This window comes from Stenotrophomonas sp. YJH_SMC_12-1, assembly GCF_059370935.1.
In genome coordinates this window covers 187,400-209,726 of record NZ_JCAFUD010000004.1, presented here as the reverse complement: position 1 = coordinate 209,726, position 22,327 = coordinate 187,400, and the positions used below count along the sequence as shown (strand labels likewise).

The following is a 22,327-nucleotide window of genomic DNA, read 5'->3' as shown; positions in this document are numbered from 1 at the left end:
CTCCTCGAATGTCAGAGCCGGCCGGGGCCGGAACACGAACGGAATGGACGAAGCAGTTCAGGCGTGGCGCATCGCCAGCACCGCCGGTGACCACGGCTGCATGTGCAGGCGCTGGCTGCCGCCGATGCACAGTGGCTTCATCGCATCGCGCAGGGGATAGGGCAGGTGGCGCAGCACGTTGATGCGCTCGCTGATCGGCAGCAGCGACAGCGCGTCGGCCACCACGCGTGGTGAACCGAGCGACAGCGAACGGGCAAACATGACCGGGCTGTGTTGCAGCAGCTGGCTGCGCAGGGCGGCGACATCGCGCTCGCCGATCAGGCGGCGCAGGGTGATGTAGAGGATCTTGTAGGACACGGGGGCGATCTCCAGGCAGGCGGCGCCTGGCGATCCCCGTCACTCAGGCAGGCAGGGACCGGCGGGCAGGCGCCAGGAACAGGCAGCAAGCGGGTATCCGGGGCACGGTGCGCCCGGCAGGGTCGGGGTCCATCTGCGTCTCCATGAGGGGAAGAGTCCAGCCAGGGTTGCCCTGGCCAGTGGCGCTATTGTCCGCCCCTGAATGGGGCAGTCCTAGAGGCCCGTGGGTTAGCCCGGCTATACCATGGTATAGCCGTACACAGGTTGGCGCAGCCGAGGGTTGATCACTGCGTCAGTGCGAGGTGCTGGTCTGCTTGCACACGTCGTACTCGCCGCGGCTCAGCTTCTGGTCGCGGTCGGTATCGCAGGCGTGCAGGCGCCCGGCCCAGTCCGGCGCCACCGCATCCACCTCGGCCAGGGTGACGACGCCGTCTTTGTCCTTGTCCAGTGCCGCATAGGCCGGGATGGGCTTTACCTCGGTCACTTCATCGGTGGCAGTGGCCTTGCCGGCTTCCTGGCTTCTGGAGCACGCGCCCAGCAGCAGGCCGGCGGTCATGATGAGGGCGGCGGGAAGGTAGCGGAAACCTGTCATGGCTTGCTCCTGTGATGGAAATCGCCACGCTGGCGACCCTGACGCAATCATCAGCAGCGATCCGTAAGCGACGCGCGAAAAATGCAGGCCGGCATGCAGGCAAGTGCCTTGCGGTTCATCGCCATCGTGTCGGTCCGGTGTGCCCGGGTGTGCAGACTCGGAATTGTTTCAAGCAGCTGGCGTATGTCGACTTTTGCAACTTGTTGCATATCGAACTTGTGATCCAGTCGTGAAAATTTCAGCTCGCCTCCTGCTGCGCGCTCACCATGCCTCATCTTCTCTCACTGCTTCTTCTGGTCCTCCTTTCCGGCACCGCACGTGCATCGACACCCCAGATCAACGTCGGCGTGCTGTTCGATTACCTGCAACCTGCGCACAGCAACCTGCTCAAGCGCATCCGCAACACCGGTGATGCCACGGCCTATGTGCGCGTGGAGGTCACCGAGATGCACTTCGATGCGCAGGGAAAGGCCAGCGAGGCACCGGTGGATACCACAGCATTGGTCCGCAATGCACCGGACGCACAGGGCGTCATCGCCAGTCCCAGCCGCCTGATCATCGCCGGCAGCGGGCAGCAGGCCACACGCCTGGTGTATCGCGGTGCGCGTGACCGGGAACGCTACTACCGCTTGCGCTTCATTCCGGTGGCCCCGACGGCCGAGGAATTCTCGCTCAGCGAGGAACAGGCCCGTGAGGCGTCGGAGCTGACCTCGGCCATCCGCGTGTTCACTGGTTACGGCACGATTTTCTTCGTCGCACCGGACAACCCGCATTACGACACGCTCATCGAGCCGCGACAGGTGCGCAATCGTGGCAATGCCACCGTGGTGCTGGACAACCTGCGCCAGTGCGAGCGCGACCGCCCAGACACCTGCACACCTGGAATCATCGCCCATGTGCGTCCCGGCAACAGCTATGCGCTGCAGGCCGCCGAACACCAGTTCCTGCGCTTCGAGCTTCTCGAAGGCGAGAGCCAGCGCAGCATCGACTCACGCCGCTGAACGCACTTCCACCGATGGATCTGTTCCGAACGGGCCTGCCAGGCGCCCGCTGGGACTGCATTGCCCTTGCCTGGCACCTTGATATCCACTCTTGAACCTGGAGTACATCGATGTCCCTGAAGACCACTGTGCTGGCAGCGGCGACCGCCCTGCTGATCACCCCGGCCGTTGCCCTGGCAGCGCCCGAAACCAAGTCGATCACCGTCAACGTCACCGCCGACGTGCCGAACGCGTCCGGCCTGCAGGTGTCCACACCGGACGGCTGGGAAGGCCTGCCGCAGAACCTGCCGTGGGACACCGCCCGCCAGGAGCTGATTGAGCTGACCGGCCGCGTCATCAACGTGAAGTCACCGGCGGCCATCAGTGCCTATCTCACCGCGCCGGCGCAGATGTCATCGGCGGCAGACGTGGTGGACCTGGTCGTCAAACTGGACAACAAGGTCGTGCCGGCCACCGCGGCAGCCAAGATCGAGGTGGCCACTGAATCGCAGGCGGCGGCCGGCAAGTCGCTGGCGTTTGCCATCGCCCCGACTGCGCCGGCCGGTGGCTACAAGCAGGGCCGCTACGGCGGCCAGTTCCACATGATCTTCGAGAGCGACATCTGACGATCAAACAGCTTCGTGCTCTCCCTTCCGCATCAGGGATGCGGAGGGAGGGCACGGGGATCCGCCCATGAGACTTCCCATCCGTCCCGCATCTCCAGCCCTCGCGCGCCTGGCTGCTGGCATCGGCGCCGTGGTGTTTGCCGCGTCGAGCCAGGCCGCCGGCCTAGCGCTCGGCGAGCTGCCCAGCCTGCTGGAGCAGCGCGAGCGCATGCCCGCGGAGTTCCGCGAGCACCTGTTTGGCAATCCGCTGACCGTGCGGGTGGAGCTGGACGGGGACTATCTGGGCGACGCCGAAGTTCTGTTGCACGAAGACAATCGCGTGCAGCTGATTGGATTCGGCGAAGCGCATGGGAGCACGTGGCCAGAGAGCGAACGTACGCGCTGGGCTGACGCGCTGGCCGAGCCGTTGCTGCTCGGGGTGTGCCCTCAGCAATGCCGTGGGCTCGCGGCGCTGCACTATAGCCTGTCCAACTCCCTTCTCAGCCTGTTGACCCCGGCGGGCGCGCACAAGGAAGGGCGCCACGTCGCGTTGCCGGAGGGAGGCAGCCATGGCCTGATCGTGCGCAACAGCCTGGCTGTGCATGGCGGCCAGGAGCAGCAGGCCACTGCACGCTACAGTGCCGAACTGCGGGGGAGCGTCGGGCGCTGGAGTACCGTCGGCAGCTATCAGTACTATGCCCAACCGGGCAGCCGCGAGCACTATCTCAGCGCCCTGTATGCGCAGCGCGAGCTGGGCGACCATTTCGTGCGCGCGGGGTATTTTCTGCCCACATTCGAGGGCATCATCCGCCAACCGCGTGCACCGGGTTCGCAGAACGATACCGCGCTGGGATTCATGCTCGGCTCGTCGGACGTGCTGCTGGCCGACACGCGCAGCCACAGCGTGTACCCGGTCTACGTCACCGCGAGCCGCGAAGGCGTGGTGGAGATCCTGCGCGATGGCAATCTGCTGTCCACGCAGGCGGTCAAGCCCGGTATCCAGGAAATCGACACCCGTCGCCTGCCGGGGGGCATCTACGACGTGGAACTGCGCGTCGTCGAAGATGGCCATGAGGCCTCCCGTGAGACTGCGTCGATCCACAAGCCCAGCCGTTGGAGCGACCCCAGCCGCCGTTGGCGCTACAGCGTGTTTGCCGGCCAACAGCGCGGCCTGCTCGATAGTGGTCGCGCAACGCAGGAGGGCAAGCTGGCCGCGGGTGCGGTGGTCAATTACCTGGTGCATCCCCGTGCGGTGGCCGGTGCCACGGTGCAGCAGATCGGCGCGCGGCGTGCGACTGGCCTGTCGATGGACTGGCAGGCAAACGACCGCTTCAGCACCTACACCAATTTCTATACCTCCAGTGATGCCGGGCGTGGCATGGACCTGCAGGGGCTGTACCGCTACCGCGCCGGTTCTGTGGTGGCCAACCATGCGCGCAGCTGGGCCGAGCAGCGCCAGCGCGTCCTGCCTGGTGACGGTTCTGCACCGCGCTGGGAAACGCGTGGCGGCTGGCAGGACACCACGGCGGTATCCATCACCCATCGTTTCAGCCACCGCGACAACGCCACCCTGCGTGTGGCCCGCAGCTCGGGCTTCACCAAGGGCACCGGCATTGACGTCTCCTATGGCCGTCGCGAGACCCTGTTCGGCAAGCATGATGTGAACTGGCGGGTCTCGGCCTACGACCGCCCCGGCAGCCGCTTCACCCACTATCGCAGGCAGCGCGGTATCGATCTGACCGTCAGTGTGTCGCTGGGCAGTGAACGCCGCAGCTACAGTGGCAGCCTGGGCAGTCGCACCGGTGAGGCTGGCCAGCGCGACACCTATGTCAGCGCGGCAGCGACGCAACGCGTCGACGGCAAGCTGCTGCAGAGCGTGAACGGCATGATCAGTGCCGAGCGCAGCGGCGTCGGTGCCACCGCGGGTGCCTATCTGCAGAGCTCGCTGCTGGAGGGCGACCTGCAGCTGTACCGTGGCGCAGGCTCGGGCCGTGTCAGTGGCAGCGCCAACCTGGACAGTACGCTGGTGATCGGCGGTGGCCATGCAGCGGTGCTGGGCCAGGGGCGCAGCGGCAGCGTGGATACCGGCATCATCGTTGACGTGCGTAGCGACTACCCCGGTGTTGCGTTGCGTGCCGATGACAGCCGGGGCGGCGGCGTGGAACTGAAGCCGGGGCGCAACTTCGTGCCGGTTACTGCTTACCGGGCAGGCCATGTGCAGTTCGACTTCCAGGGTCGGAACGCGCCCGCCGCCACGCTGCAGCCTGCCACCGTCAGCTACCACCTGAACAAGGGCGGGGTCATGCACACCACCGTGGATGTGCTGCGCACCTTCACCGTAATGGGTCAGGTACTCGATGCCGAGGGCAACGGCACGCGCGGTGTGCAGGTGATCAATCACGCCGGGCGCAGCGTCAGCCAGGAAGAAGGGTTCTTCACCCTTGAGCTCAGCGCGCGCGCGCCGGTGGTGGAGCTGCGCTACCCGAACCTGGTCAGCTGTGTGCTGACGATGGAGGAGGGTCGCTATCCGCGCGAGGGGGATGTATTGATGGTGGGAAGAGTGGGGTGTCCGTCGCAGAAGGCTGGGGGCTAAGTGGAGGCTGTCTATACAAAGAAGGACGAACGCATGCGAATGAATCGCAGCACCTGGCGCTACACGCTCATGTCCGCCATCTTCATTGGATTGTCCGCGGCAATACCATGCGCCTGGTCGCTGGAGCTGGATATCATGGCGGAGTTCCGCCCGAACGCACTCAATCCTTCGCACAACCGCTTCGTGAACACAACGCCGGAATCAGGCCTCTGTGTCATCTGGGCGAGCTACTACAACTGCAAGGCCCACGGTGTCTTCTCGCTGGCGCTGCCAATCGATGTCAGCTTTCTTGATGTGCCTGCAGATGGTGATGCCAGGCAATCGTTCCATCTGAAAATTCCATCAAGGAAGAGAACGCTGAAGGTCTCCAATGGCTCGCATGAATCCGAGGTTGCCATTCGCATTGGAATCCTGGCGGGTGATGCCGTCCTCCCCGCGGATGTAAGGCAGTTGGTCGGCGCGGATCCTTCCAGTGGTGCCTATGATGCACACTATGCGTTATGGGATGGCAGCTGGGGCCTGTTCTTGCCGCCCGCACCCTGCCGGGGTCGCGGCGGCCCCATCACGGGTACTGCGTTCAGCGCGCTGTTCGTATGGGAGTTCGCTGACGATGGCAGCTGTGTAAAGCGTGCGCGCCACGCCATCCCCGGGAAACTGAGCATTTCCCGCGGGCTCAGCTTCTCCTATGAGCTGGTTACGCCAGATCCACTGTTGATGCAGAATGGTATATACAGGGGACGCTTGGACCTGGATATAGGGCCTGGTGGAGACTTTGACTTCGGTGACAACGCGGTGGTGTCCGACAGGCTTCTTTCCCTGAACTTCACGCTGCATGTCGCCCATGATTTCCAGGTCAACTTTGCTGGTGAGCAGCCTGGCGTGCAGTTGGTGCCGGAGGGAGGCTGGTCGCAATGGAGTGGGCACGGTCGCGCCCCCCGATGGTTGCGCCAGGAGCTTCCGTTCCACCTCACCACATCGATGGATTTCAGCATGAAGCTGCGCTGTGAGTTCGAGGCTGGCGGGCGATGCGGTATCCGCAACGCCGGCGCTGATGTTGCGGTGCCGGTGGACCTGGATGTCACCATTCCGGGCATGAGCAACGTGCGCGATGGACGGCCTGCGCAGAACGCAGCGCTGCTGCCGGATGATGCGCGGGCGCCACGTTTCACGCCGGATGGCTATCTGGTGCAGCGGCGTTCGACGCTGCGCTTTACTGCTGGGCGTGACGCGGTGACGGAGATGCTGAAGTCACCCGGTTCGCATTGGCAGGGCAACATGACGGTGGTGTTTGATGCCAATCCGTGACGTGCGGAGAGCGAGCCTGAGACTGTACTTGGTGGGAAGCCGAAATCGCGGGGTGTGCGCGATAGACGATTCTACCGGCGATCGCTGGGATGCCGGCCAGCGGCCGGCACTACCCCAAGCCTTCAGAAGCGGTCGGCGAACGCGTCTGTGGCACGTACCAGCGCATCCACCGTCGCCGACTCGTTCGCGCTGTGGCCGGAGGTCACCATCTCCAGCCTGGCTTCCGGCCAGGCCTTGGCCAGATCCCATGCGCTGCGTGGTGGGCAGATGATGTCGTAGCGCCCCTGCACGATCACGCCGGGCAGGTGGCGGATGCGATCGATGCCACGCAGCAGCTGGTCCGGCTCCAGGAAGATGCCGTTGCGGAAGTAATGCGCTTCAATGCGCGCCTTGGCCAGCACGTCCAGCGGATCGTCGGTGGATTCGGCATCCACGTCGTGCTGCAGGGTGGCGGCGTTGTCTTCCCAGCCCAGCCAGGCCTGTGCGGCTTCGATGCGGGTCGCTTCATCCGGGCCATTCATGCGCGTCCAGTAGGCCGCGATCATGTCGCCACGCTCGGCTTCTGGAATGTAGGCCTCATAGCGGTCCCAGCGCTCCGGGAAAATCCAGCGTGCACCGCCGTTGGCCTCGGCAAACCAGCGGTTCTCGATTTCGCGGCCGAGGAACACGCCACGCACGATCAGGCCGGTGGCGCGCTCGGGATGTGCCTGCGCGTAGGCCAGCGACAGCGTCGACCCCCACGAGCCGCCGTAGACCAGCCAGCGTTCGATGCCCAGGTGCTCACGCACCTTCTCGATGTCGGCCACCAGGTCCTGCGTGGTGTTGTCGCGCAGCTCGCCGAACGGCGTGGAGCGGCCGCTGCCGCGCTGGTCGATCAACACGATGCGGTAGCGCGCCGGGTCGAAGAAGCGCCGATGGGTCGGCGAGATACCGGCGCCCGGGCCACCGTGCAGGTACACCACCGGAATGCCCTCCGGCGTGCCGCACTCTTCGATATGCAGCCTGTGCAGATCGCTCACCGGCAGGGTGAATTCGCGGTAGGGCTCGATGGCCGGGTACAGGGTGCGCATGGCGGGTGTCTCACAAGCAGGGGCGGCCAGCATAGCGCCGCCACCTGCGGCTTGCAGCGGTGGCCTCCTGCGCGGCGCTGGAAATGGGCTGGCCGTTGCGCATAAGCTTCCGCGATGCAAGCGACCACGACCGGGACGTCCACGTTCAACCTGACCCTCGGCAGCGGCGCGCGCGAGCTGCTGAAGTGGATCGCGCTGCTGGCCATGACCGGCGACCACGTGGCCAAGGTGGTCTTCGGCGGCTACGTGCCGGTGGTCAGCGAACTGGGGCGTATCGCCTTCCCGCTGTTCGCGCTGGTGATGGCCTGCAACCTGGCCCAGCCGGGCGCCGACCTGCGCAAATCGATTCGCCGGCTCGCGCTATGGGGGCTGATCGCGCAGCCGTTGCACGCACTTGCGTTCGGTTCCTGGCTGCCGCTCGACATCCTGCTCACCTTCACCCTGGCGGTGGTGGCCGTGCATGCGCTTGCGAACAATCGGCCTGTGCTGCTGTTGCTGGCTGCCGGCGTGCTGCCGATGTTCGTGGACTACCAGTGGGCCGGTGTTGGCGCCGTGCTGCTGGCCTGGCTCGCGTTCCAGCATCGGGCGTGGTGGCTGTTGCTGGTTGGGCTTGCAGCGGTGTGCGGGGTCAACCGCAACGGCTGGGCAGTGCTGGCTGTTCCGGTGGTCGTGCTGGCGACGCGGGTGCCGTGGCAACTGCCGCGCTGGCGCTGGGTGTTCTATGGGTACTACGTGGGGCATCTGGCGGTGCTGGCGGTGGTGGCGCGCGTGCTTTCGTGATCAGTGCGTGCGTGGTCGTGCCTTGTGTCGGTAGATCCACGCCAGGCGTGGATCCCGTTGACAGTTTGTCGTCCGGCTCAGAAATCCATCGTCGCAGAGAGCAACACCGTCCTCGGCGCACCCAGCGCCAGGCTTGAAAGCAACGGCATGCCCCAGTACGCCTTGTTGGTCACGTTGTTCACGCTGGCCCGCAGCGCAAGCGGTCGACCCGCCACGGTGGTGCTGTAGCGCGCGCCCACGTCGAACAACGTACGCCCCCGCACCGACAGGCTATTGTCGGCACTGATGTACTGCTTCGACATCGCCGTGGCATTGCCGGTCAAGGTGAGGCCCTGCAAGGTCGGCACATCCCATTCCACGCCCAGCTTGGCCTGCCGCTGCGCCACGGCGGTGGCGATGCGTCCTTCATTCACGCCGCCGGCCGTGCGGGTCAGCTTCGGCTGCACATAGGCCACGCCACCGAGCAGGCGAACGCCGTCCATCGGTGCGCCGAAGAAGCCCCATTCCACGCCGCGGTTACGTTGTTCGCCACCAAACGAGAAGATATTCGTGACCGGATCGGTGTAGCTGCTCGGTCGCTTGATCTCGTACACGCTGAAGGTGTGCGCGAAGCTGCCCAGGTCCAGCTTCAGGCCCAGCTCCTTCTGCTTGGTGCGGAACGGTGCGAACACATCGCCGGCGTTGGCGGCGGTCATCGGCGCGGTGGCGCCCTGGCTGAGGCCTTCGATGTAGTTGGTGTAGAGGGAGACCCTTTCGGTGGCCTTCACCAGCAGCGCCGCTGCCGGCGTGTTGGCGCTCTCGTCGTAGCGCGAGGTGCATGCGCCGGTAGCGACGTTGAAGGTTTCACTGACCACCTGCTGGCGGCGCACGCCCAAGGTCAGCTGCACGCGGTCATCGGCGAAGGCGAGGGAGTCGGCGAAACCGAGGCTGTCCAGCCGCAGCTCGGTGTGTGAGATGTGCGGCGCTACGAACGGTGCCGCCGGGCCCCACACCGGGTTATACAGATTGGTGGTCCAGTCCCAGCCCGGCACGCTGCGGCGGCCGTAATCGTTCTGGGTGTGCTGGTAGTGGGTCACGTTGGCGGCCCACTGGTGGCTGACAACGCCGGTGCGGAAGCTGCCGCGCAGGCCGGCATCTGCGGACTGCTTCTTGATATCGAAGGCGAGCTGGCCGATCACCGTGGTGAAGTCGCCGGCTGGATTGAGGACCTGCGCGCTGATCGAACCGTTGTAGCGGTAGTCGGTCCTGCTGGAGCCATACGCGAGGTAGGTTGTCAGGCTATCGTTGATATCCAGTTCGCCGCGCAGCATCGCGCCCTTGTCCTGGCTGTCCACGTAGGCCCAGTCCGGGTTGATCAGCGTATCGCCACGCGGCGGCCGCGGAATGGCCACGCCCGGTGCCAGACCGACGCCGCGCGCCGGGCCGTCCACGCGGTCATCGGCGCTGTACAGATCGGCCGACAGCCGCGCACGTTCGCCGCGCCAGTCCAGTGCCAGCGAACCGAGCTGGGCCTTCTTGCGCTGCTTGCCGACCGCGCCATCGCCATCACGGTAGGCACCGTTGAAGCGGATGCCGAACTGCTTGTCGGCGCCCAGGCGACGGCCCATATCCACATGGGTGCCGAACTGCGCGTCGGAGGCAAAGTTGGCACTGACGCGCAGCAGCGCTTGATCGCCGGCACGCTTGGGGACCAGGTTGACGCTGCCACCAACCGAACCGCCCGGCGGCATGCCGTTGAGCAGCGCGGAGGGGCCTTTCAGCACCTCGATGCGTTCGAACACTTCCGGCGAAGTGCGGTAGTACGGCGCCATGCCGCTGAGGCCATTGAAGGTGGTGTCGCTGGTGTTGGAGGCAAAGCCACGGATCGCGTAGTTTTCGCTCCACGAACCGGTGACGCCGTTGCTGAACACCGTAGGGTCGGTGGCGGCGATGACGTCGGTCAGGTCCTTGGCCTGGCGATCACGGATGAAGGACTCGGTGTAGCTGACCGTACTGAACGGCGTGTCCATGAAGTCCTTGTCGCCGAGCAGGCCGACGCGGCTGCCGGCAGCCACTTGCCCGCCCGCATAGTCTGCAGTGACCCGGCGCTGTTCCTGCACCTGCACCGAGGGCAGGGTGGACGGTGTAGTGTCGGCCAGGGCGGCAAACGAGGCCAGCAGCCCTAACGCCAAGGCGGACACCCGATAACGCAGGGGCATGCCCGGCGGATGCATCAGGCCTGAGAATGCGGCAGCACGATGCTGTGCAGAAGTGAAGTTGTAAACGGTCATGCCAGAGTCCTGTGAATCGCAGGCGCGAGCGCGCCTGGCGCGCTGCCGACGGCAAGCACGGGGAGAGGGCGCAGCGCAGGGTTGTTGGCTGGGTGGGGACCTGGCGGGAGGTGAGCCATGGGCTCGATCACGGGCAGCGTGCTGGACGCCTTCCGAATTAGTTGAGTAAGTTAAACTAAATCAATCGAAGCGGACAAGAGGGTCCCTTTGCTGGCACCCTCAGCAGGGTATGGACGCGCACCGTAAGAGCAGGCACCGCATGAGCACGCACCCCGATCCAACGGCGCCGATCCGTGGCCGCCCGCCCACCATCACCCCGGAGCGCCTGGCCGACATCGGCATCCGTCTGGGCCTGCCCAATCTGACCATGGCCAACGTGGCCGCCGAACTGGCGGTGACCCAGGCGGCGCTGTACAAGCGCGTGGCCAACCTGGAGGCGTTGAAGCGCCTGGTGGCGGAGGCGGTGTTCCAGCGCTGGCAGATTCCGCGCGCGTCGGTCGACGCACCGGGTGGGCTGGAGGCCTACCTGATGGGGTTCGTGGAGTCGCTGTGCGAGGTGGTGAAGGCGCATCCCGGGCTGCCGCCGTACCTGCTTCGGCGCACGGTGGCGACTGCGCCGATGCTGGAGAAGATCGCCTCGCACCAGGCGCACGTGGCCGAGGTGTTCGGCCTGCCGGTGGACAAGGCGCGCTGGTTGCTGGCCACGATCGCGTTCTACTGCATCGCCGGCGCCGACACCGTCTACGCGATTGCGGATGACGAGGAGGGGCAGGTGATCACCGAGTTCAAGCAGGGCATGCGGGCGCTGGTGATCGGTTCTCTGGAGGTATCGCGGCTTCGGTAGATCCATGCCATGCGTGGATGCCGTTGCACGGTTCGCCAAGGCCCCACCTACGCATGACGTGGATCTACAATGAGGCCATGCCTGCCACGCCTACTCTCGATGATCTTCGCCGCTACGCGGTGGCGCGCACCCTGTTCAAGCCGACCACGCTGCTGGCCGCGATCCGGCGGTTGGGCTTCGTGCAGGCCGACCCGATCCGCGCACCCGCACGCGCGCAGGACCTGACTCTGCGCCACCGCGTGAAGGATTACCGCGCAGGGGATCTTGAGCGGCGCTACACGCGTCTGCCGGTGGAAGAGGATTGCCTGGTGAACTACGGGTTCCTGCCGCGCGAGCATCTGGCACTGATGCACCCGCGTGTCTCAAAACGCGAGTGGGACGCCGAGACCCATCGCCGTGCGGCCGACGTGTTGGCCTTCGTGCGCGAGCGCGGCAGCGTGCACCCACGCGAGGTCGACCAGGCGTTCGCGCATGGGCGGGTGATCAACTACTGGGGCGGCACCAGCAATGCCAGTACCCATCTGCTGGACGGCATGCACTACCGCGGCCTGCTGCGCGTGCAACGGCGCGATAGCGGTACGCGCATCTACGCGGTGGCCGATCATGCCGAGCCCGATTCCAGCGAACAGGCGCAGATCAAACGTGCTGCCGCCCTGATCGATCTGGTGGTGCGCAAGTACGCACCGCTGCCTTCGGCCAGCCTGACCTATCTGGTGCGCCTGCTGGGCTATGGCGCACCACATCTGGCCGAGCAGACCCGCAAGGCATTGGCGTTGGCCAAGCAGCAGCTGGCCAGCTGCACGCTGGACGGCACCACCTGGTACTGGCCGGAAGACGAAAATCCGCGCTCGCGCCGCCATGCGCCGGACGAACAGGTGCGCCTGCTGGCGCCATTCGACCCGGTGGTGTGGGACCGCCGCCGTTTCGAGCTGCTGTGGGATTGGGTCTACAAGTTCGAGGCCTACACGCCTGCACCGAAGCGTCAATACGGCTACTACGCGTTGCCGGTACTGTGGCACGACCAGGTGGTGGGCTGGGCCAACCTGAGCATGCGCGAAGGTGAGTTGGTGTCGAACGTGGGCTATGCCGGCAGGTCGCTGGCCCGCGACAAGGTATTTCGTGGCGCGCTGGACGACGAACTGCAGCGGATGGCGAGGTTCCTGTAGCGCTAAGCGGCGCATGGGTACCCATCGCGCCCGGTAGTCGCCAACCTTGGTTGGCGCGGGCTCCCGCCGGTGCCCACCAAGGTGGGCATCTACCAGAGCAACGCCGCTCAGGCCTGGTAGCCGCCAACCTTGGTTGGCGCGGGCTCCCGCCGGTGCCCACCAAGGTGGGCATCTACCGGTCAAGCGGCGTCCTTGTGGTCCGCATCGTCCATGCCGGGGCTGACTCGCCGGCCGATATCCTTCAGCCGCGCGAGCTGATCCACCATTGACGGCGCATCGTCCAGGCTGCCGGCGAAGGTCCACAGATAGGTCATCACCGCATAGACGTGACCGGGGGTAACGCCATCGGTGGTGGCAAGGCGGCCGATGGTCAGTGCGAACAGGGCTGCTGCCGTCGCGCCGACGGCCAGCACGGCGCTGGCTTCGCGATCGGAGAGCAGGATGCGCAGGCGCGACAGCGCGGTGTAGTGACGGCGCAGCACCGAGGGACTGACCCGGTCCACCAGTCGGATTTCCTGTTCCAGGCGGTTGTTGAGGCGCCCATGCAACTGCTCGTTGCGACGCGCGAACGACGGCAGCAGCAGGAGAGCACCGAACAGCGCGAGGAGAGCGGCACCACCGACCAGCGGTTCAATTGCGAGCAGCGTGACCGCAGCGCCAAACATGGATACCAGTGCGGTGGCGATGATCGGCACGTGCTTTTCGAAGAAGTCGACGAACTCGCGGGCCAGAACGACGCGGGCCGCCGAAGTGGAGGTGGCCTGGCCCAGGCGGCGCTGCGCCTGCACCACGCTCACTGCCAGATCGGCATAGATGCGGGTGAACGTCCGGGTATCGACCGCGCGGCGGGCGGCACCGACCAACCAGAACAGCAGCACCACGCCGGCGTAGGAGATGGCATGGCCGATGTTGCCGCTGATGATCGCGTCTACCGCGAAGCCGGCGAACAGCGGATAGGCCAGCAGCAGTGCGTTCTCCAGTGCGACCAGCGAGAACGTGCCGGTGAGCTGCCAGGGGTAGGTGCGCAGGATGGCCTTAAGGGTGGCGGCCGCATTCTGCTGGCCGATGCTGCCGGCGGCGGCCGCTGGATCGTGGGGGTGTTTCATGGGATGCCTGGGTGGGCCGGAGACAGGGCAGGGGACGGATGCCTGCCATCTCCCACGTCGCGCCCAGTATCTGCAGTCCTTTGGAGCGGGCATGGAGGGACGATGGAGATTGCGTGGAGAAACCGGCGGCGTTCAGCCACGCACGTGGTGCCCACCAAGGTGGGCCGCTACCGGAGCAACCTCCTCCGCAATGCTGCGTCCTCAACGACGCGCGTGCACCGGCCAGCGGATCTCGAACGCACTGCCGCCGCGCTCGGTTGGGCGGCACTGCGCCGTTCCGTGATGGGCCACGGCAATCGCGCGCACCACCGCCAGGCCAAGCCCGGAGCCACCACTCTGCCGCGAGCGCGACACATCGGTGCGCTGGAAGGCTTCGAAAATGCTGTCGCGAAGGTCGTCCGGCACACCGGGGCCACCATCCTCAACGGTCACGGTGCAATGGCCTTCGGCCAGCGTGACACGGACCCGCAGTGGGCAGGGGATCGCATGGCGCCGCGCATTCTCCAGTAGCGCCAGCACCGCCTGGCGGATGCGTGCCGGATCGCAGTCGGCCAGCGAAGACCGTGCGTCCAAGGTCACCGAGAAACCACTCTCGGTCAGCGCATCGGACATCGCTTCGACCACCGCCGCTACCTGCACGCTGACATCGCTGCGCTGCAGGCGCAGATCCAGGTGACCGCTTTCGGCAAGGCTCACCACGCGCAGGTCTTCGATGATGCGGGTCAGGCCCTCCAGCTGGGTGAGCATGCTGTCGAACTGCTCCGGCCCGGGCTCGAACACGCCTTCGGCGATGCCCTGCAGGCGGCCGCGCAGGATGGTCATCGGCGTGCGCAGTTCGTGTGCGATCGCTGCATTCCAGAACACGCGGTTCTCGGACATCCGGCTGAGCCGCTCGGCCATGGAGTTGAAGTCGCTGACCAGTGTGGCGGCCTCGGTCATCGAGGTGTCGCCGCCGCGCGCACGCGCCTCAAGATCACCGCTGGCGACGCGACGCAGGCTTTCGGCCACCGAGTTCAGCGGGGTGATGATGCGCCGGGTCAGGCGCGAGGCGATCAACGTGGCCAGTGCCACCACCACGGTGGCGGTCAGGCCGATCCACAGCCACTCCAGCCCTGACGGCATGATGGTCTCCGGCTCGTCATACCAGCGTGGATAGAACACCTCCATGAGGTAATAGAACAGGTAGAAACCGCTGATCGACAGTACGGTCGAGCACAGCGATGCGACCGTGATGGACAGCGTGATCTGGCGCCCGATGCTCTTGCCTTTGCGGTTCATCGGTTCAGTCCAGGAAGCGGTAGCCGACACCGCGGATGGTGGCGGGAATGCCGATGATGCCGACGTCCTCCAGCTTGCGGCGCAGCTTGCTGACGTGGCTGTCCACGGTGCGCTCCTGCGCATCGCCTTCCGGCAGGCAGGTCTGGAGAAGATCCAGCCGGCTGTGCACCATGCGCGGTGCGCGCGCCATGTGCACCAGCAGACGGAACTCGGTGAGTGTGAAATTCAAAGCGTGCACATGGTCATCAGTGCGCACGGTGACCTCATGGCTGCGCAGGTCGATCTCGAACGGGCCCTGCCGGATCAGCCCGTTGGGTTCTTCTGCCATGGGCTTTGCGCTGCGGCGCAGCACCGCCTGGATGCGGGCGACGATCTCGGCCGGATTGAAGGGCTTGGCCACATAGTCGTCGGCGCCGACGCGCAGGCCGGTGAGCTTGTCCACGTCCTGGTCCAGTGCGGTGAGCATGATCACCGGTGTGTTGCCGCGCCGGCGCAGCTCACTCAGGACCTGCCAGCCATCCAACTTCGGCATCTGCACGTCCAGCAGCACCAGGTCCGGGCGCAGCTGGCGGTGGCTGGCGAGGGCGGCTTCGCCATCGGCGGCGCGGGCGCTGCGCAACCCGGAGCGGGCCAGGTAGGCGCCGAGAATGTCAGCGATTTCGCCTTCATCCTCGGCAATCAGCACCAGGGGCGCCTGGCGCGTGCGTGCATCGGTCTTCATTGAACGCTGCAGTTTCAAGTGCGAGATGGGGAGTGCCGGCGGCGGTGTCATCGTGGCCGTTCCAGGGTCTGTGCTTCTTCGTGGGCGGCCCAGGCGAGGGTGGCCAGCACCAGCGTGTGCTGAAGGGCGGGCGCCAGCGTTGCGGTCCCGCGCAGGTGCTGTGCGAGCAGGGCCGATACGGCCGCAGGCAGCTTGCTCCACCGTGATTGCATGCCCGTTGCGTCCACCCGGTCCTGCAAGCGGCGGGCCATGCGGACCAGGGCCCACAGGCGCAGGGCAAGCAACGCAGCCACCGGGACCGCCGCTATCCCTGCAGGCATGAGACTCAGGCCAGCGCTGGAGGCGGACCGGGCCGCGAAGCCGATCAGCACCAGCGACGCCAGGGTGCCTGTGCGCGCCGAATGGGCGGGGCCTTCGCTGCGGAAGCACACCAGCGCGGCGGCACCGGCGCCCGCCAGCAGGGGCGGCGCCGGGTTCGAGCTGGCAAGCATCCAGGCGCTGGTCGACGCCATTACCAGTGCAATCAGCCACGGCGAAGGCGCGCACCAGGCGAGGTAGGCGCGGCGGACATCGATGGGAGGCAGGTCTGGAAACGGGAGGGACACGGCGGGGACGCAGTCGGCGAGGCCGACAAGGCTAGGGGCCGTTGATGGAGACTTGGTCGAGATTGTGTCGAGATTTCATGGACGCGATCCGTGCCGTTCAGGAGCGGACGCCGTGCCTGAACGGATGTGCGGCCTCCATGCAATCTCCACAGTTGCTCCAAGAAACATCCACCACCACCTCCCAGACTGCAGGTTCTGCGGTCACATCCGGTGGCTGCGTGCATGCGAGCCTTCCGATGAACAACCGCAGGACCTGGATCATTGCCGCAATCGTTGCGCTTCTTGCAGGCGGCACCGGCTGGTGGCTGTTTGCCGAGGGTGATGATGCCGCGCTGATCACGGCCCCGGCAAGGGTGGCGGACCTGGAAAAGACCGTGCAGGCCGTTGGCCGGGTCAACCCCAAGGAACTGGTGGCGGTGGGCGCGCAGGTGTCGGGCCAGGTCAAGCGCCTGCATGTGGTGCTGGGCCAGCGTGTGCACGCTGGCGACCTGATTGCCGAAGTGGATTCGCAGCCGCAGCGCATCGCCCTGCGCAGCGCCGAAGCGGCTGCCAACACGCTGCGTGCCCAGCACGCGGCCAGCCAGGCGCGCTACGCCCAGGCCATCCGCGTGCATGAGCGCCAGGCGCAGCTGGTGGCGTCGCGGCTGGTTTCGCAGGAAGGTTTCGAGTCCGCGCGGGTGGCGCGCGAAGCGGCGCGCTCTGACGTCGCAGCGCTGCAGGCCCAGATCGAGCAGGCGCTGACCCAGGTGGAAACGGCGCGGATCAACCTGGGCTACACCCGCATCGTCTCACCTTCCGACGGCTACATCGTGGCCATCGTCACCAAGGCCGGGCAGACGCTGAACTCGATGCAGACCACGCCGACCATCGTAATGCTGGCACAGATGGACACGATGACGGTTCGCACCGAGATCGCGGAGGCCGACGTGGAGCTGATCGCGCCTGGCCAACCCCTGTGGTTCTCTACGCTGGGGCCGGGCGGACGCCGCTACGAATCGCATCTGCAGCAGCTTGAACCTGCGCCATCGTCGATTGCCGATGTGGCCACCGGCAACACCGGTGGATCGGCGCAGACGCCGAAGGCGGTGTACTACGCCGGGCTGTTTGACGTACCCAATCCGGGCCTGAAACTGAAGCCGTCGATGACGGTGAAGGTGACGATCCAGCTGGCGCGCGCCGCCAACGCGCTGCAGGTGCCGTTGACAGCAGTGTCCGAGAGCGATGACAAGGCGGGCAGCCGCGCGACCGTACAGGTGATCGACGCCAAGGGCCGTGCCCGCGAGCGCGCCGTGACGACCGGCCTGCGCACCGCTACTGCGGTGCAGATCCTGTCCGGCCTCAAGGCAGGCGAGAATGTGGTGGTCGGGCAGGCGCCCAGTGGCGCGGAAGCCGAGCCCACCAGCCTGCTGGGGATGTGAGCATGGCCGACGCGCTGCTGGAACTGCATGGCGTATCGCGCGCCTACCGCTCGGCCGCCGGCGAGGTGGTGGTGTTGAAGGACGTGTCGCTGCGCATCGCGGCGGGCGAGTTCATCGCCATCATCGGCCCGTCCGGTTCGGGAAAATCCACGCTGATGAACATCCTGGGCTGCCTGGACCGGCCAACCGAAGGCAGCTACCGCGTGCACGGCGCCGCAACCGAGCAGATGTCGCCCGATGAACTGGCGCACCTGCGTCGCGAGCATTTCGGTTTCATCTTCCAGCGCTACAACCTGATGGAGAACCTGAGCGCTACCGAGAACGTGGCCTTGCCCGCCGTCTATGCCGGGGTGGGGGCCGATGCGCGCACCACGCGTGCCCGCCTGCTGCTGCAAACGCTGGGCCTGGGCGAGCGCACCGCGAACCGGCCCAGCCAGCTGTCCGGCGGCCAGCAGCAGCGCGTTTCCATTGCGCGTTCGCTGATGAACGGCGGCGCCGTCGTGCTGGCCGACGAGCCGACCGGCGCGCTGGATCATGCCAGCGGCAGGCAGGTGATGGCCGAACTCAAGCGCCTGCATGCGCAGGGCCATACCGTGATCCTGGTGACCCATGATGCGGCGATTGCCGCGCACGCTTCACGCGTGATCGAGATCGCAGACGGCCGGGTCGTATCCGACCGTGGTACGGGTGATCCCGCGGTCGCACGCAAGGCCGTCGCGCCCGAGCGCAGCACGGAACCGGGCGCCGAACGCCGCGCGCGCCTGGATGCGACCAGGGAAGCTGCACGGATGGCGGTACGTTCGATGCTGGCCCATCGCCTGCGCACCTTGCTGACCATGCTGGGCATCATCATCGGCGTGGCTGCGGTGGTGACCGTGGTTGCGTTGGGCAAGGGCGCACAGGCGCAGGTCGAGTCACAGATCAACGAACTGGGTGCCAGTACGCTGGAGATCTTCCCGGGTGCGGATTTCGGCGACCCGCGCGCGGCCGAGATTGAAACGCTGGTCGTGGACGATGCCGATCACCTGGCCGCATTGAGTTACGTAGACAGCGTAAGCCCCAACCTGAGCAGTTCGGTGGCCGCTCTGCAGGGCAACCGGCGCGCCAACACACAGGTGCTTGGCGTGGGCGCTGATCTACCCCGCGTGCGCGGGCTGCGCCTGAAGGCGGGCCGGTTCTTCACCGATGTCGAGGTGGATGCCCATCGCGCGGTGGCCGTGCTCGACCAGAAGGCGGCCAAGGCATTGTTCAACGGCAATCCGATCGGCGGCACGGTGCTGCTGGGCGGCATGCCGGTGGACGTCATCGGGGTGGTGGGTGCCAGTGCATTCGCAGGCGGCGCGACGCCCACGGTCTACGTGCCTTACACCTCGGCGGCCTCGCGCCTGCTTGGCAGCCAGCGGCTGGAGAGCATCACCGTACGCGTGCGCGATGACGTACCAACCCGTGCAGCTGAGTCCTCGCTGGGTGCGGAACTGCAGCGGCTGCATGGGCGCCGCGATTTCTTCATCTACAACTCGGACCAGATCCGCAAGGCGGTGATGAAGTCCAGCCAGACGATGGCGGCACTGGTTTCGGCGATTGCGGCGGTGGCGCTGGTGGTCGGTGGCGTGGGCGTGATGAACATCATGCTGGTGTCGGTGAAGGAGCGCGTGCGCGAGATCGGTGTGCGGTTGGCGGTGGGGGCTCGGCAGGGCGACATCCTGCGCCAGTTCCTGATCGAGGCCGTATTGATCTGCCTGTTCGGCGGCGTGCTGGGCGTGTTGTCCGCGTTGGGTGTGGGAGCCTTGTCCAGTCTGCTGTCACTGGGCGTGCCGTTCCTGTTCACGCCTGGGCCGGTGCTCGCCGCGCTGGCATGTTCGTCTGCAATCGGGCTGGGTTTCGGCTACTTCCCGGCCCGCAATGCCGCACAGCTGGACCCGATCCAGGCATTGGCGGCGGAGTAGGCTCGCCTGCTATGGCACGTGTAAAGCCGAGCCCACGCTCGGCTGCACTCCGTTCAGACCGCGATGCGCCCTGCGCCGCGCGCAGCGAGCCGAGCATGGGCTCGGCGCTACAGCGACTCAGCGCGCCTTGCCTTTGATCGGCACGCTTGCTGGAAGCTGCGCATAGCCGCTGTCGCCCCAGTGCCGGGTGATGCGCTGGAAGAACAACGAGTTGGGCACGCGCAGCAGGCAACCGCGCGCGCCTTCGCCACGATCACTCAGCGTGGTGTAGATCAGGTTGATGTCCACCACCTGACCACACAGGCCCGGCTTGTCCACGCTTTCCAGCACTTCGATGGTGTCATTGATGCGGAACGGGCGCGTGGCGACGATCAGGAACGAACAGAACAGGTTGGACAACACGCTCCACGCCGCAAAGAACGCCACCGCACCGACCGCCATGAACCCGGTCAGCGCGGTCCACAGCACCGAGCGCGAAACGCCCAGCCGCTCCAGTATCAGCAGCGCAGCCGCCAGATACAGCAGCAAGGCACCGCCGCGGCGCAGGCCCACATGAAGCTCTGGAGCCAGCCTGCCGCGCTGCCGGGCCTGCACCAGCAGCCACGCCAGCGCACGCACCATCACCCATGCGACGCCGAGGATGGCCAGCACCTCGGCCACCGGCACAACCACGTTCAGCCAGTCCTCGATCCATGCAGGCAATCCGGTCATGGAGGCTACAGCGTCGCCGCGCCGCCAGAAATGGTCAGCAGTGCACCAGAGGTATAACTGGCGCTGTCCGAAGCCAGCATCACATAGGCCGATGCCAGTTCGGCTGGCTGGCCGGGGCGGCCGAACGGCGTCTGCGAGCCGAACTGCTCGACCTCGTCGGCGGCCATGCCTGCCGGGATGAACGGCGTCCAGATCGGGCCGGGCAGCACCGCGTTGACGCGTATCTGGTGCTCGGCCAGCAGGCCCGCCAACCCCAGCGTCAGGTTGGCGACGGCGCCCTTGGTCGCGGAGTACGGAAGGATGTTCGGGGTCGGCCGCTTGGAATTGACCGATGCGGTGTTGATGATCGCGCCGCCACCGCGCAGGTGCGGGACGCACAACCGGGTCAGATTGAACACGGCATGGACATTGGTATCGAACGTCCGCCTCCAGTCATCCAGGGTGATGTCGTCGAAGTGCTCGTAGTAGCGCTGGTACGCCGCGTTGTTGACCAGGATGTCGAGGCCGTCCAGTTCGCTGGCCACGCGGTCCACGAGCGAGCGCGCCTGTGCCGGGTCGCTGATGTCACACGGCACCAGCACGGCCTTGCGCCCGGCCTGTTCGATCTGCTGCTGCACATGGCGGGCATCGTCCTGCTCACCATCGAGGAACGCGATGGCAACGTCGGCGCCTTCGCGCGCAAAGGCGATGGCCACGGCTGCGCCGATGCCGCTGTCACCGCCGGTGATCAGTGCCTTTTTGCCCTGCAGCAAGCCATGGCCGCGGTAGCTGTCTTCGCCGTGGTCCGGACGCGGTTGCATCTGCGCGGTCTTGCCGGGGAAGGATTGCTGTTGGGCGGGGAAGGGCGGGCGTGGGTAGTCGGGCAGGGCCATCGTCACTCTCCGGAGGAAACCGGGGCCAGTCTCCCTCCATGCGGGTAAACGGCCGGAGGGCGCGGTGTCGTTGCAGCGTGGACGCCTGCGCGGAAGACTTCACAACGGATGGGCGACCGTGGTCATGATGCTGTTGGCCGGTTGCCGTGAATCCAGCCGCGTGTGCTCCACGATGATCGGCTGGTCGGATTCAACGAGGGTGGCAAAGCCGGTGCCGCGCGGCACCGGCGCCGGATCCTGCAGGTCGTTGAAGCGCAGGTGACAGGTGCGTCGCGCCGGCACGGTGACCCGGTAGGGGCCCACCGGATCACGGTCTTCGAAGTAGAGGGTCAGCGTGACATGCGCGGGCTCGTCGCCGGCATTGAGTACGCAGCAGGTTTCGTGACTCTGCATCTCCGGTGACGGGCCGTTGCTCCAGGCTGGAATGTACCCCTCTGCGATAGCCCAGCGTCGATGCCCGATGCAGGAAGCGTTCGTTTCCATGACGCGGTTTTAGCTGGAGGGATGTTGCCATCGTGTCCAGTCCCCGCACGGAATCCGTGATGACCATCGGCTACCACGCATCGCATGAGCAGTTCCCGCCCGCCACCTTGCTGGGCCTGGCGCTGCGCGCCGAACAGGCGGGATTCGAGGCCGTGATGTGCTCGGACCATTTCCACCCATGGACGACTGCGCAAGGGCAGTCCGGCCACAGCTGGGTGTGGGCCGGCGCGCTGGCGGTGCAGAGCGCGCTGACCCTGGGCATGGTGACCTGCCCGATGCTGCGCCAGCACCCGGCATTGGTGGCGCAGGCAGCGGCGACTCTGGAGCAGTTGGCGCCGGGCCGGATCTGGCTGGCGCTGGGTACCGGCGAGGCCCTGAACGAGCGCATCACCGGCCAGCCGCGGCCAGCCAAGCGGGAGCGGCAGAAGGCACTGCGCGATGCGGCCGAGGTGATGCGGCGGCTGTGGGGTGGCGAGCAGGTCGACCACGACGGTGGCTTCCAGGTGCGCAAGGCACGCCTGTACAGCCGACCGGCGCTTCCCCTGCCGCTGCTGGGGGCGGCCGTCACCGAGGAAACCGCACGCTGGATGGGGGGGCTGGGCCGATGGCCTGATCACCATCAGCC

20 protein-coding genes and 1 pseudogene are annotated in these 22,327 nt (G+C 66.4%); 10 read left to right on the top strand and 11 right to left on the bottom strand.

The features are described from left to right. Nucleotides 1-57: 57 nt before the first annotated feature. A complete protein-coding gene (locus AC5P8Y_RS09355) occupies nt 58-357 on the bottom strand; it encodes a hypothetical protein (protein ID WP_033834298.1) in 300 nt (99 codons plus the stop codon). 292 nt (nt 358-649) lie between these two features. Next, entirely contained in the window at nt 650-949 is a 300-nt protein-coding gene (locus tag AC5P8Y_RS09350) for an EF-hand domain-containing protein (protein ID WP_049433538.1), read from the bottom strand. A gap of 266 nt (nt 950-1,215) precedes the next feature. Here AC5P8Y_RS09350 and AC5P8Y_RS09345 point away from each other — a divergent pair, with 266 nt between their 5' ends. The 4 genes from AC5P8Y_RS09345 (at nt 1,216) to AC5P8Y_RS09330 (ending at nt 6,432) form a co-directional block, all read left to right on the top strand. Beyond that, nucleotides 1,216-1,950 carry a CS1 fimbrial subunit B flags: Precursor gene (locus AC5P8Y_RS09345; protein ID WP_049403779.1) on the top strand — a complete coding sequence of 245 codons (735 nt, stop codon included), beginning with the start codon at nt 1,216-1,218 and terminating at the stop codon, nt 1,948-1,950. Nucleotides 1,951-2,060: 110 nt separating this feature from the next. After that, entirely contained in the window at nt 2,061-2,555 is a 495-nt protein-coding gene (locus AC5P8Y_RS09340; protein WP_033834294.1) for a CS1 type fimbrial major subunit, read from the top strand. 67 nt (nt 2,556-2,622) lie between these two features. Next, entirely contained in the window at nt 2,623-5,127 is a 2,505-nt protein-coding gene (locus AC5P8Y_RS09335) for a TcfC E-set like domain-containing protein (RefSeq protein ID WP_049452381.1), read from the top strand. 39 nt (nt 5,128-5,166) lie between these two features. After that, entirely contained in the window at nt 5,167-6,432 is a 1,266-nt protein-coding gene (locus tag AC5P8Y_RS09330) for an H-NS histone family protein (protein WP_146257099.1), read from the top strand. 122 nt (nt 6,433-6,554) lie between these two features. On the opposite strand, the gene pip is transcribed toward AC5P8Y_RS09330, so the two are convergent. Beyond that, a complete protein-coding gene (pip, locus tag AC5P8Y_RS09325) occupies nt 6,555-7,502 on the bottom strand; it encodes a prolyl aminopeptidase (RefSeq protein ID WP_088470419.1) in 948 nt (315 codons plus the stop codon). Nucleotides 7,503-7,616: 114 nt separating this feature from the next. Between pip and AC5P8Y_RS09320 the strand changes: the two genes are divergently transcribed. Beyond that, nucleotides 7,617-8,282 carry a TraX family protein gene (locus AC5P8Y_RS09320; protein ID WP_111108907.1) on the top strand — a complete coding sequence of 222 codons (666 nt, stop codon included), beginning with the start codon at nt 7,617-7,619 and terminating at the stop codon, nt 8,280-8,282. Nucleotides 8,283-8,359: 77 nt separating this feature from the next. Here AC5P8Y_RS09320 and AC5P8Y_RS09315 read toward each other — a convergent pair whose 3' ends face one another. Then, the gene (locus tag AC5P8Y_RS09315) at nt 8,360-10,552 is read right to left on the bottom strand and encodes a TonB-dependent receptor (protein ID WP_164133483.1); all 2,193 of its coding nucleotides are present in this window, start codon (nt 10,550-10,552) and stop codon (nt 8,360-8,362) included. A 259-nt stretch (nt 10,553-10,811) separates the two neighbouring features. On the opposite strand from AC5P8Y_RS09315, the gene AC5P8Y_RS09310 reads away from it, so the two are divergent. Further along, a complete protein-coding gene (locus AC5P8Y_RS09310) occupies nt 10,812-11,396 on the top strand; it encodes a TetR/AcrR family transcriptional regulator (protein ID WP_049403771.1) in 585 nt (194 codons plus the stop codon). Between the two features lie 53 nt (nt 11,397-11,449). Further along, complete coding sequence (locus AC5P8Y_RS09305; protein ID WP_239507130.1) at nt 11,450-12,562, top strand: DNA glycosylase AlkZ-like family protein; 1,113 nt, start codon at nt 11,450-11,452, stop codon at nt 12,560-12,562. 179 nt (nt 12,563-12,741) lie between these two features. On the opposite strand, the gene AC5P8Y_RS09300 is transcribed toward AC5P8Y_RS09305, so the two are convergent. The 4 genes from AC5P8Y_RS09300 to AC5P8Y_RS09285 form a co-directional block, all read right to left on the bottom strand. Beyond that, a complete protein-coding gene (locus AC5P8Y_RS09300; protein ID WP_049403770.1) occupies nt 12,742-13,668 on the bottom strand; it encodes an ABC transporter six-transmembrane domain-containing protein in 927 nt (308 codons plus the stop codon). A 201-nt stretch (nt 13,669-13,869) separates the two neighbouring features. Then, the gene (locus tag AC5P8Y_RS09295) at nt 13,870-14,946 is read right to left on the bottom strand and encodes an ATP-binding protein (RefSeq protein ID WP_049403769.1); all 1,077 of its coding nucleotides are present in this window, start codon (nt 14,944-14,946) and stop codon (nt 13,870-13,872) included. A gap of 4 nt (nt 14,947-14,950) precedes the next feature. Then, a complete protein-coding gene (locus AC5P8Y_RS09290) occupies nt 14,951-15,667 on the bottom strand; it encodes a response regulator (protein ID WP_032965890.1) in 717 nt (238 codons plus the stop codon). A gap of 47 nt (nt 15,668-15,714) precedes the next feature. After that, nucleotides 15,715-16,179 (bottom strand): hypothetical protein, encoded by a 465-nt coding sequence (locus AC5P8Y_RS09285; protein WP_049433531.1) that lies wholly within the window; start codon nt 16,177-16,179, stop codon nt 15,715-15,717. A gap of 329 nt (nt 16,180-16,508) precedes the next feature. On the opposite strand from AC5P8Y_RS09285, the gene AC5P8Y_RS09280 reads away from it, so the two are divergent. Both AC5P8Y_RS09280 and AC5P8Y_RS09275 read left to right on the top strand, forming a co-directional pair. After that, nucleotides 16,509-17,690, top strand: a complete 1,182-nt coding sequence (locus AC5P8Y_RS09280; protein WP_033834280.1) for an efflux RND transporter periplasmic adaptor subunit — start codon at nt 16,509-16,511, stop codon at nt 17,688-17,690. Between the two features lie 2 nt (nt 17,691-17,692). Further along, the gene (locus tag AC5P8Y_RS09275; RefSeq protein WP_049433530.1) at nt 17,693-19,636 is read left to right on the top strand and encodes a MacB family efflux pump subunit; all 1,944 of its coding nucleotides are present in this window, start codon (nt 17,693-17,695) and stop codon (nt 19,634-19,636) included. Nucleotides 19,637-19,753: 117 nt separating this feature from the next. Here AC5P8Y_RS09275 and AC5P8Y_RS09270 read toward each other — a convergent pair whose 3' ends face one another. The 3 genes from AC5P8Y_RS09270 to AC5P8Y_RS09260 all read right to left on the bottom strand — a co-directional run bounded on the left by AC5P8Y_RS09270 (nt 19,754) and on the right by AC5P8Y_RS09260 (nt 21,702). After that, a complete protein-coding gene (locus AC5P8Y_RS09270; RefSeq protein WP_049403767.1) occupies nt 19,754-20,347 on the bottom strand; it encodes a mechanosensitive ion channel domain-containing protein in 594 nt (197 codons plus the stop codon). A 5-nt stretch (nt 20,348-20,352) separates the two neighbouring features. Continuing rightward, the gene (locus tag AC5P8Y_RS09265) at nt 20,353-21,219 is read right to left on the bottom strand and encodes a glucose 1-dehydrogenase (RefSeq protein WP_049433529.1); all 867 of its coding nucleotides are present in this window, start codon (nt 21,217-21,219) and stop codon (nt 20,353-20,355) included. A gap of 99 nt (nt 21,220-21,318) precedes the next feature. Next, nucleotides 21,319-21,702: a sensory rhodopsin transducer gene (locus tag AC5P8Y_RS09260; protein ID WP_049433528.1), complete on the bottom strand. Its 384-nt coding sequence runs from the start codon at nt 21,700-21,702 to the stop codon at nt 21,319-21,321. Between the two features lie 59 nt (nt 21,703-21,761). Here AC5P8Y_RS09260 and AC5P8Y_RS09255 point away from each other — a divergent pair. Then, a pseudogene (locus AC5P8Y_RS09255) lies at nt 21,762-22,241 on the top strand (LLM class flavin-dependent oxidoreductase); the annotation flags it as partial. Nucleotides 22,242-22,327 lie beyond the last annotated feature (86 nt).

Bases quoted from the DNA above. Each gene is read 5' to 3' on its own strand.
- AC5P8Y_RS09350 (WP_049433538.1), bottom strand. From the start codon at position 949: ATGACAGGTTTCCGCTACCTTCCCGCCGCCCTCATCATGACCGCCGGC.
- AC5P8Y_RS09270 (WP_049403767.1), bottom strand. From the start codon at position 20,347: ATGACCGGATTGCCTGCATGGATCGAGGACTGGCTGAACGTGGTTGTG.
- AC5P8Y_RS09345 (WP_049403779.1), top strand. From the start codon at position 1,216: ATGCCTCATCTTCTCTCACTGCTTCTTCTGGTCCTCCTTTCCGGCACC.
- AC5P8Y_RS09320 (WP_111108907.1), top strand. From the start codon at position 7,617: ATGCAAGCGACCACGACCGGGACGTCCACGTTCAACCTGACCCTCGGC.
- AC5P8Y_RS09310 (WP_049403771.1), top strand. From the start codon at position 10,812: ATGAGCACGCACCCCGATCCAACGGCGCCGATCCGTGGCCGCCCGCCC.
- AC5P8Y_RS09300 (WP_049403770.1), bottom strand. From the start codon at position 13,668: ATGAAACACCCCCACGATCCAGCGGCCGCCGCCGGCAGCATCGGCCAG.
- AC5P8Y_RS09265 (WP_049433529.1), bottom strand. From the start codon at position 21,219: ATGGCCCTGCCCGACTACCCACGCCCGCCCTTCCCCGCCCAACAGCAA.
- AC5P8Y_RS09335 (WP_049452381.1), top strand. From the start codon at position 2,623: ATGAGACTTCCCATCCGTCCCGCATCTCCAGCCCTCGCGCGCCTGGCT.
- pip (WP_088470419.1), bottom strand. From the start codon at position 7,502: ATGCGCACCCTGTACCCGGCCATCGAGCCCTACCGCGAATTCACCCTG.
- AC5P8Y_RS09290 (WP_032965890.1), bottom strand. From the start codon at position 15,667: ATGAAGACCGATGCACGCACGCGCCAGGCGCCCCTGGTGCTGATTGCC.
- AC5P8Y_RS09295 (WP_049403769.1), bottom strand. From the start codon at position 14,946: ATGAACCGCAAAGGCAAGAGCATCGGGCGCCAGATCACGCTGTCCATC.
- AC5P8Y_RS09275 (WP_049433530.1), top strand. From the start codon at position 17,693: ATGGCCGACGCGCTGCTGGAACTGCATGGCGTATCGCGCGCCTACCGC.
- AC5P8Y_RS09330 (WP_146257099.1), top strand. From the start codon at position 5,167: ATGAATCGCAGCACCTGGCGCTACACGCTCATGTCCGCCATCTTCATT.
- AC5P8Y_RS09260 (WP_049433528.1), bottom strand. From the start codon at position 21,702: ATGGAAACGAACGCTTCCTGCATCGGGCATCGACGCTGGGCTATCGCA.
- AC5P8Y_RS09305 (WP_239507130.1), top strand. From the start codon at position 11,450: ATGACGTGGATCTACAATGAGGCCATGCCTGCCACGCCTACTCTCGAT.
- AC5P8Y_RS09340 (WP_033834294.1), top strand. From the start codon at position 2,061: ATGTCCCTGAAGACCACTGTGCTGGCAGCGGCGACCGCCCTGCTGATC.
- AC5P8Y_RS09315 (WP_164133483.1), bottom strand. From the start codon at position 10,552: ATGACCGTTTACAACTTCACTTCTGCACAGCATCGTGCTGCCGCATTC.
- AC5P8Y_RS09280 (WP_033834280.1), top strand. From the start codon at position 16,509: ATGAACAACCGCAGGACCTGGATCATTGCCGCAATCGTTGCGCTTCTT.
- AC5P8Y_RS09285 (WP_049433531.1), bottom strand. From the start codon at position 16,179: ATGGCGTCGACCAGCGCCTGGATGCTTGCCAGCTCGAACCCGGCGCCG.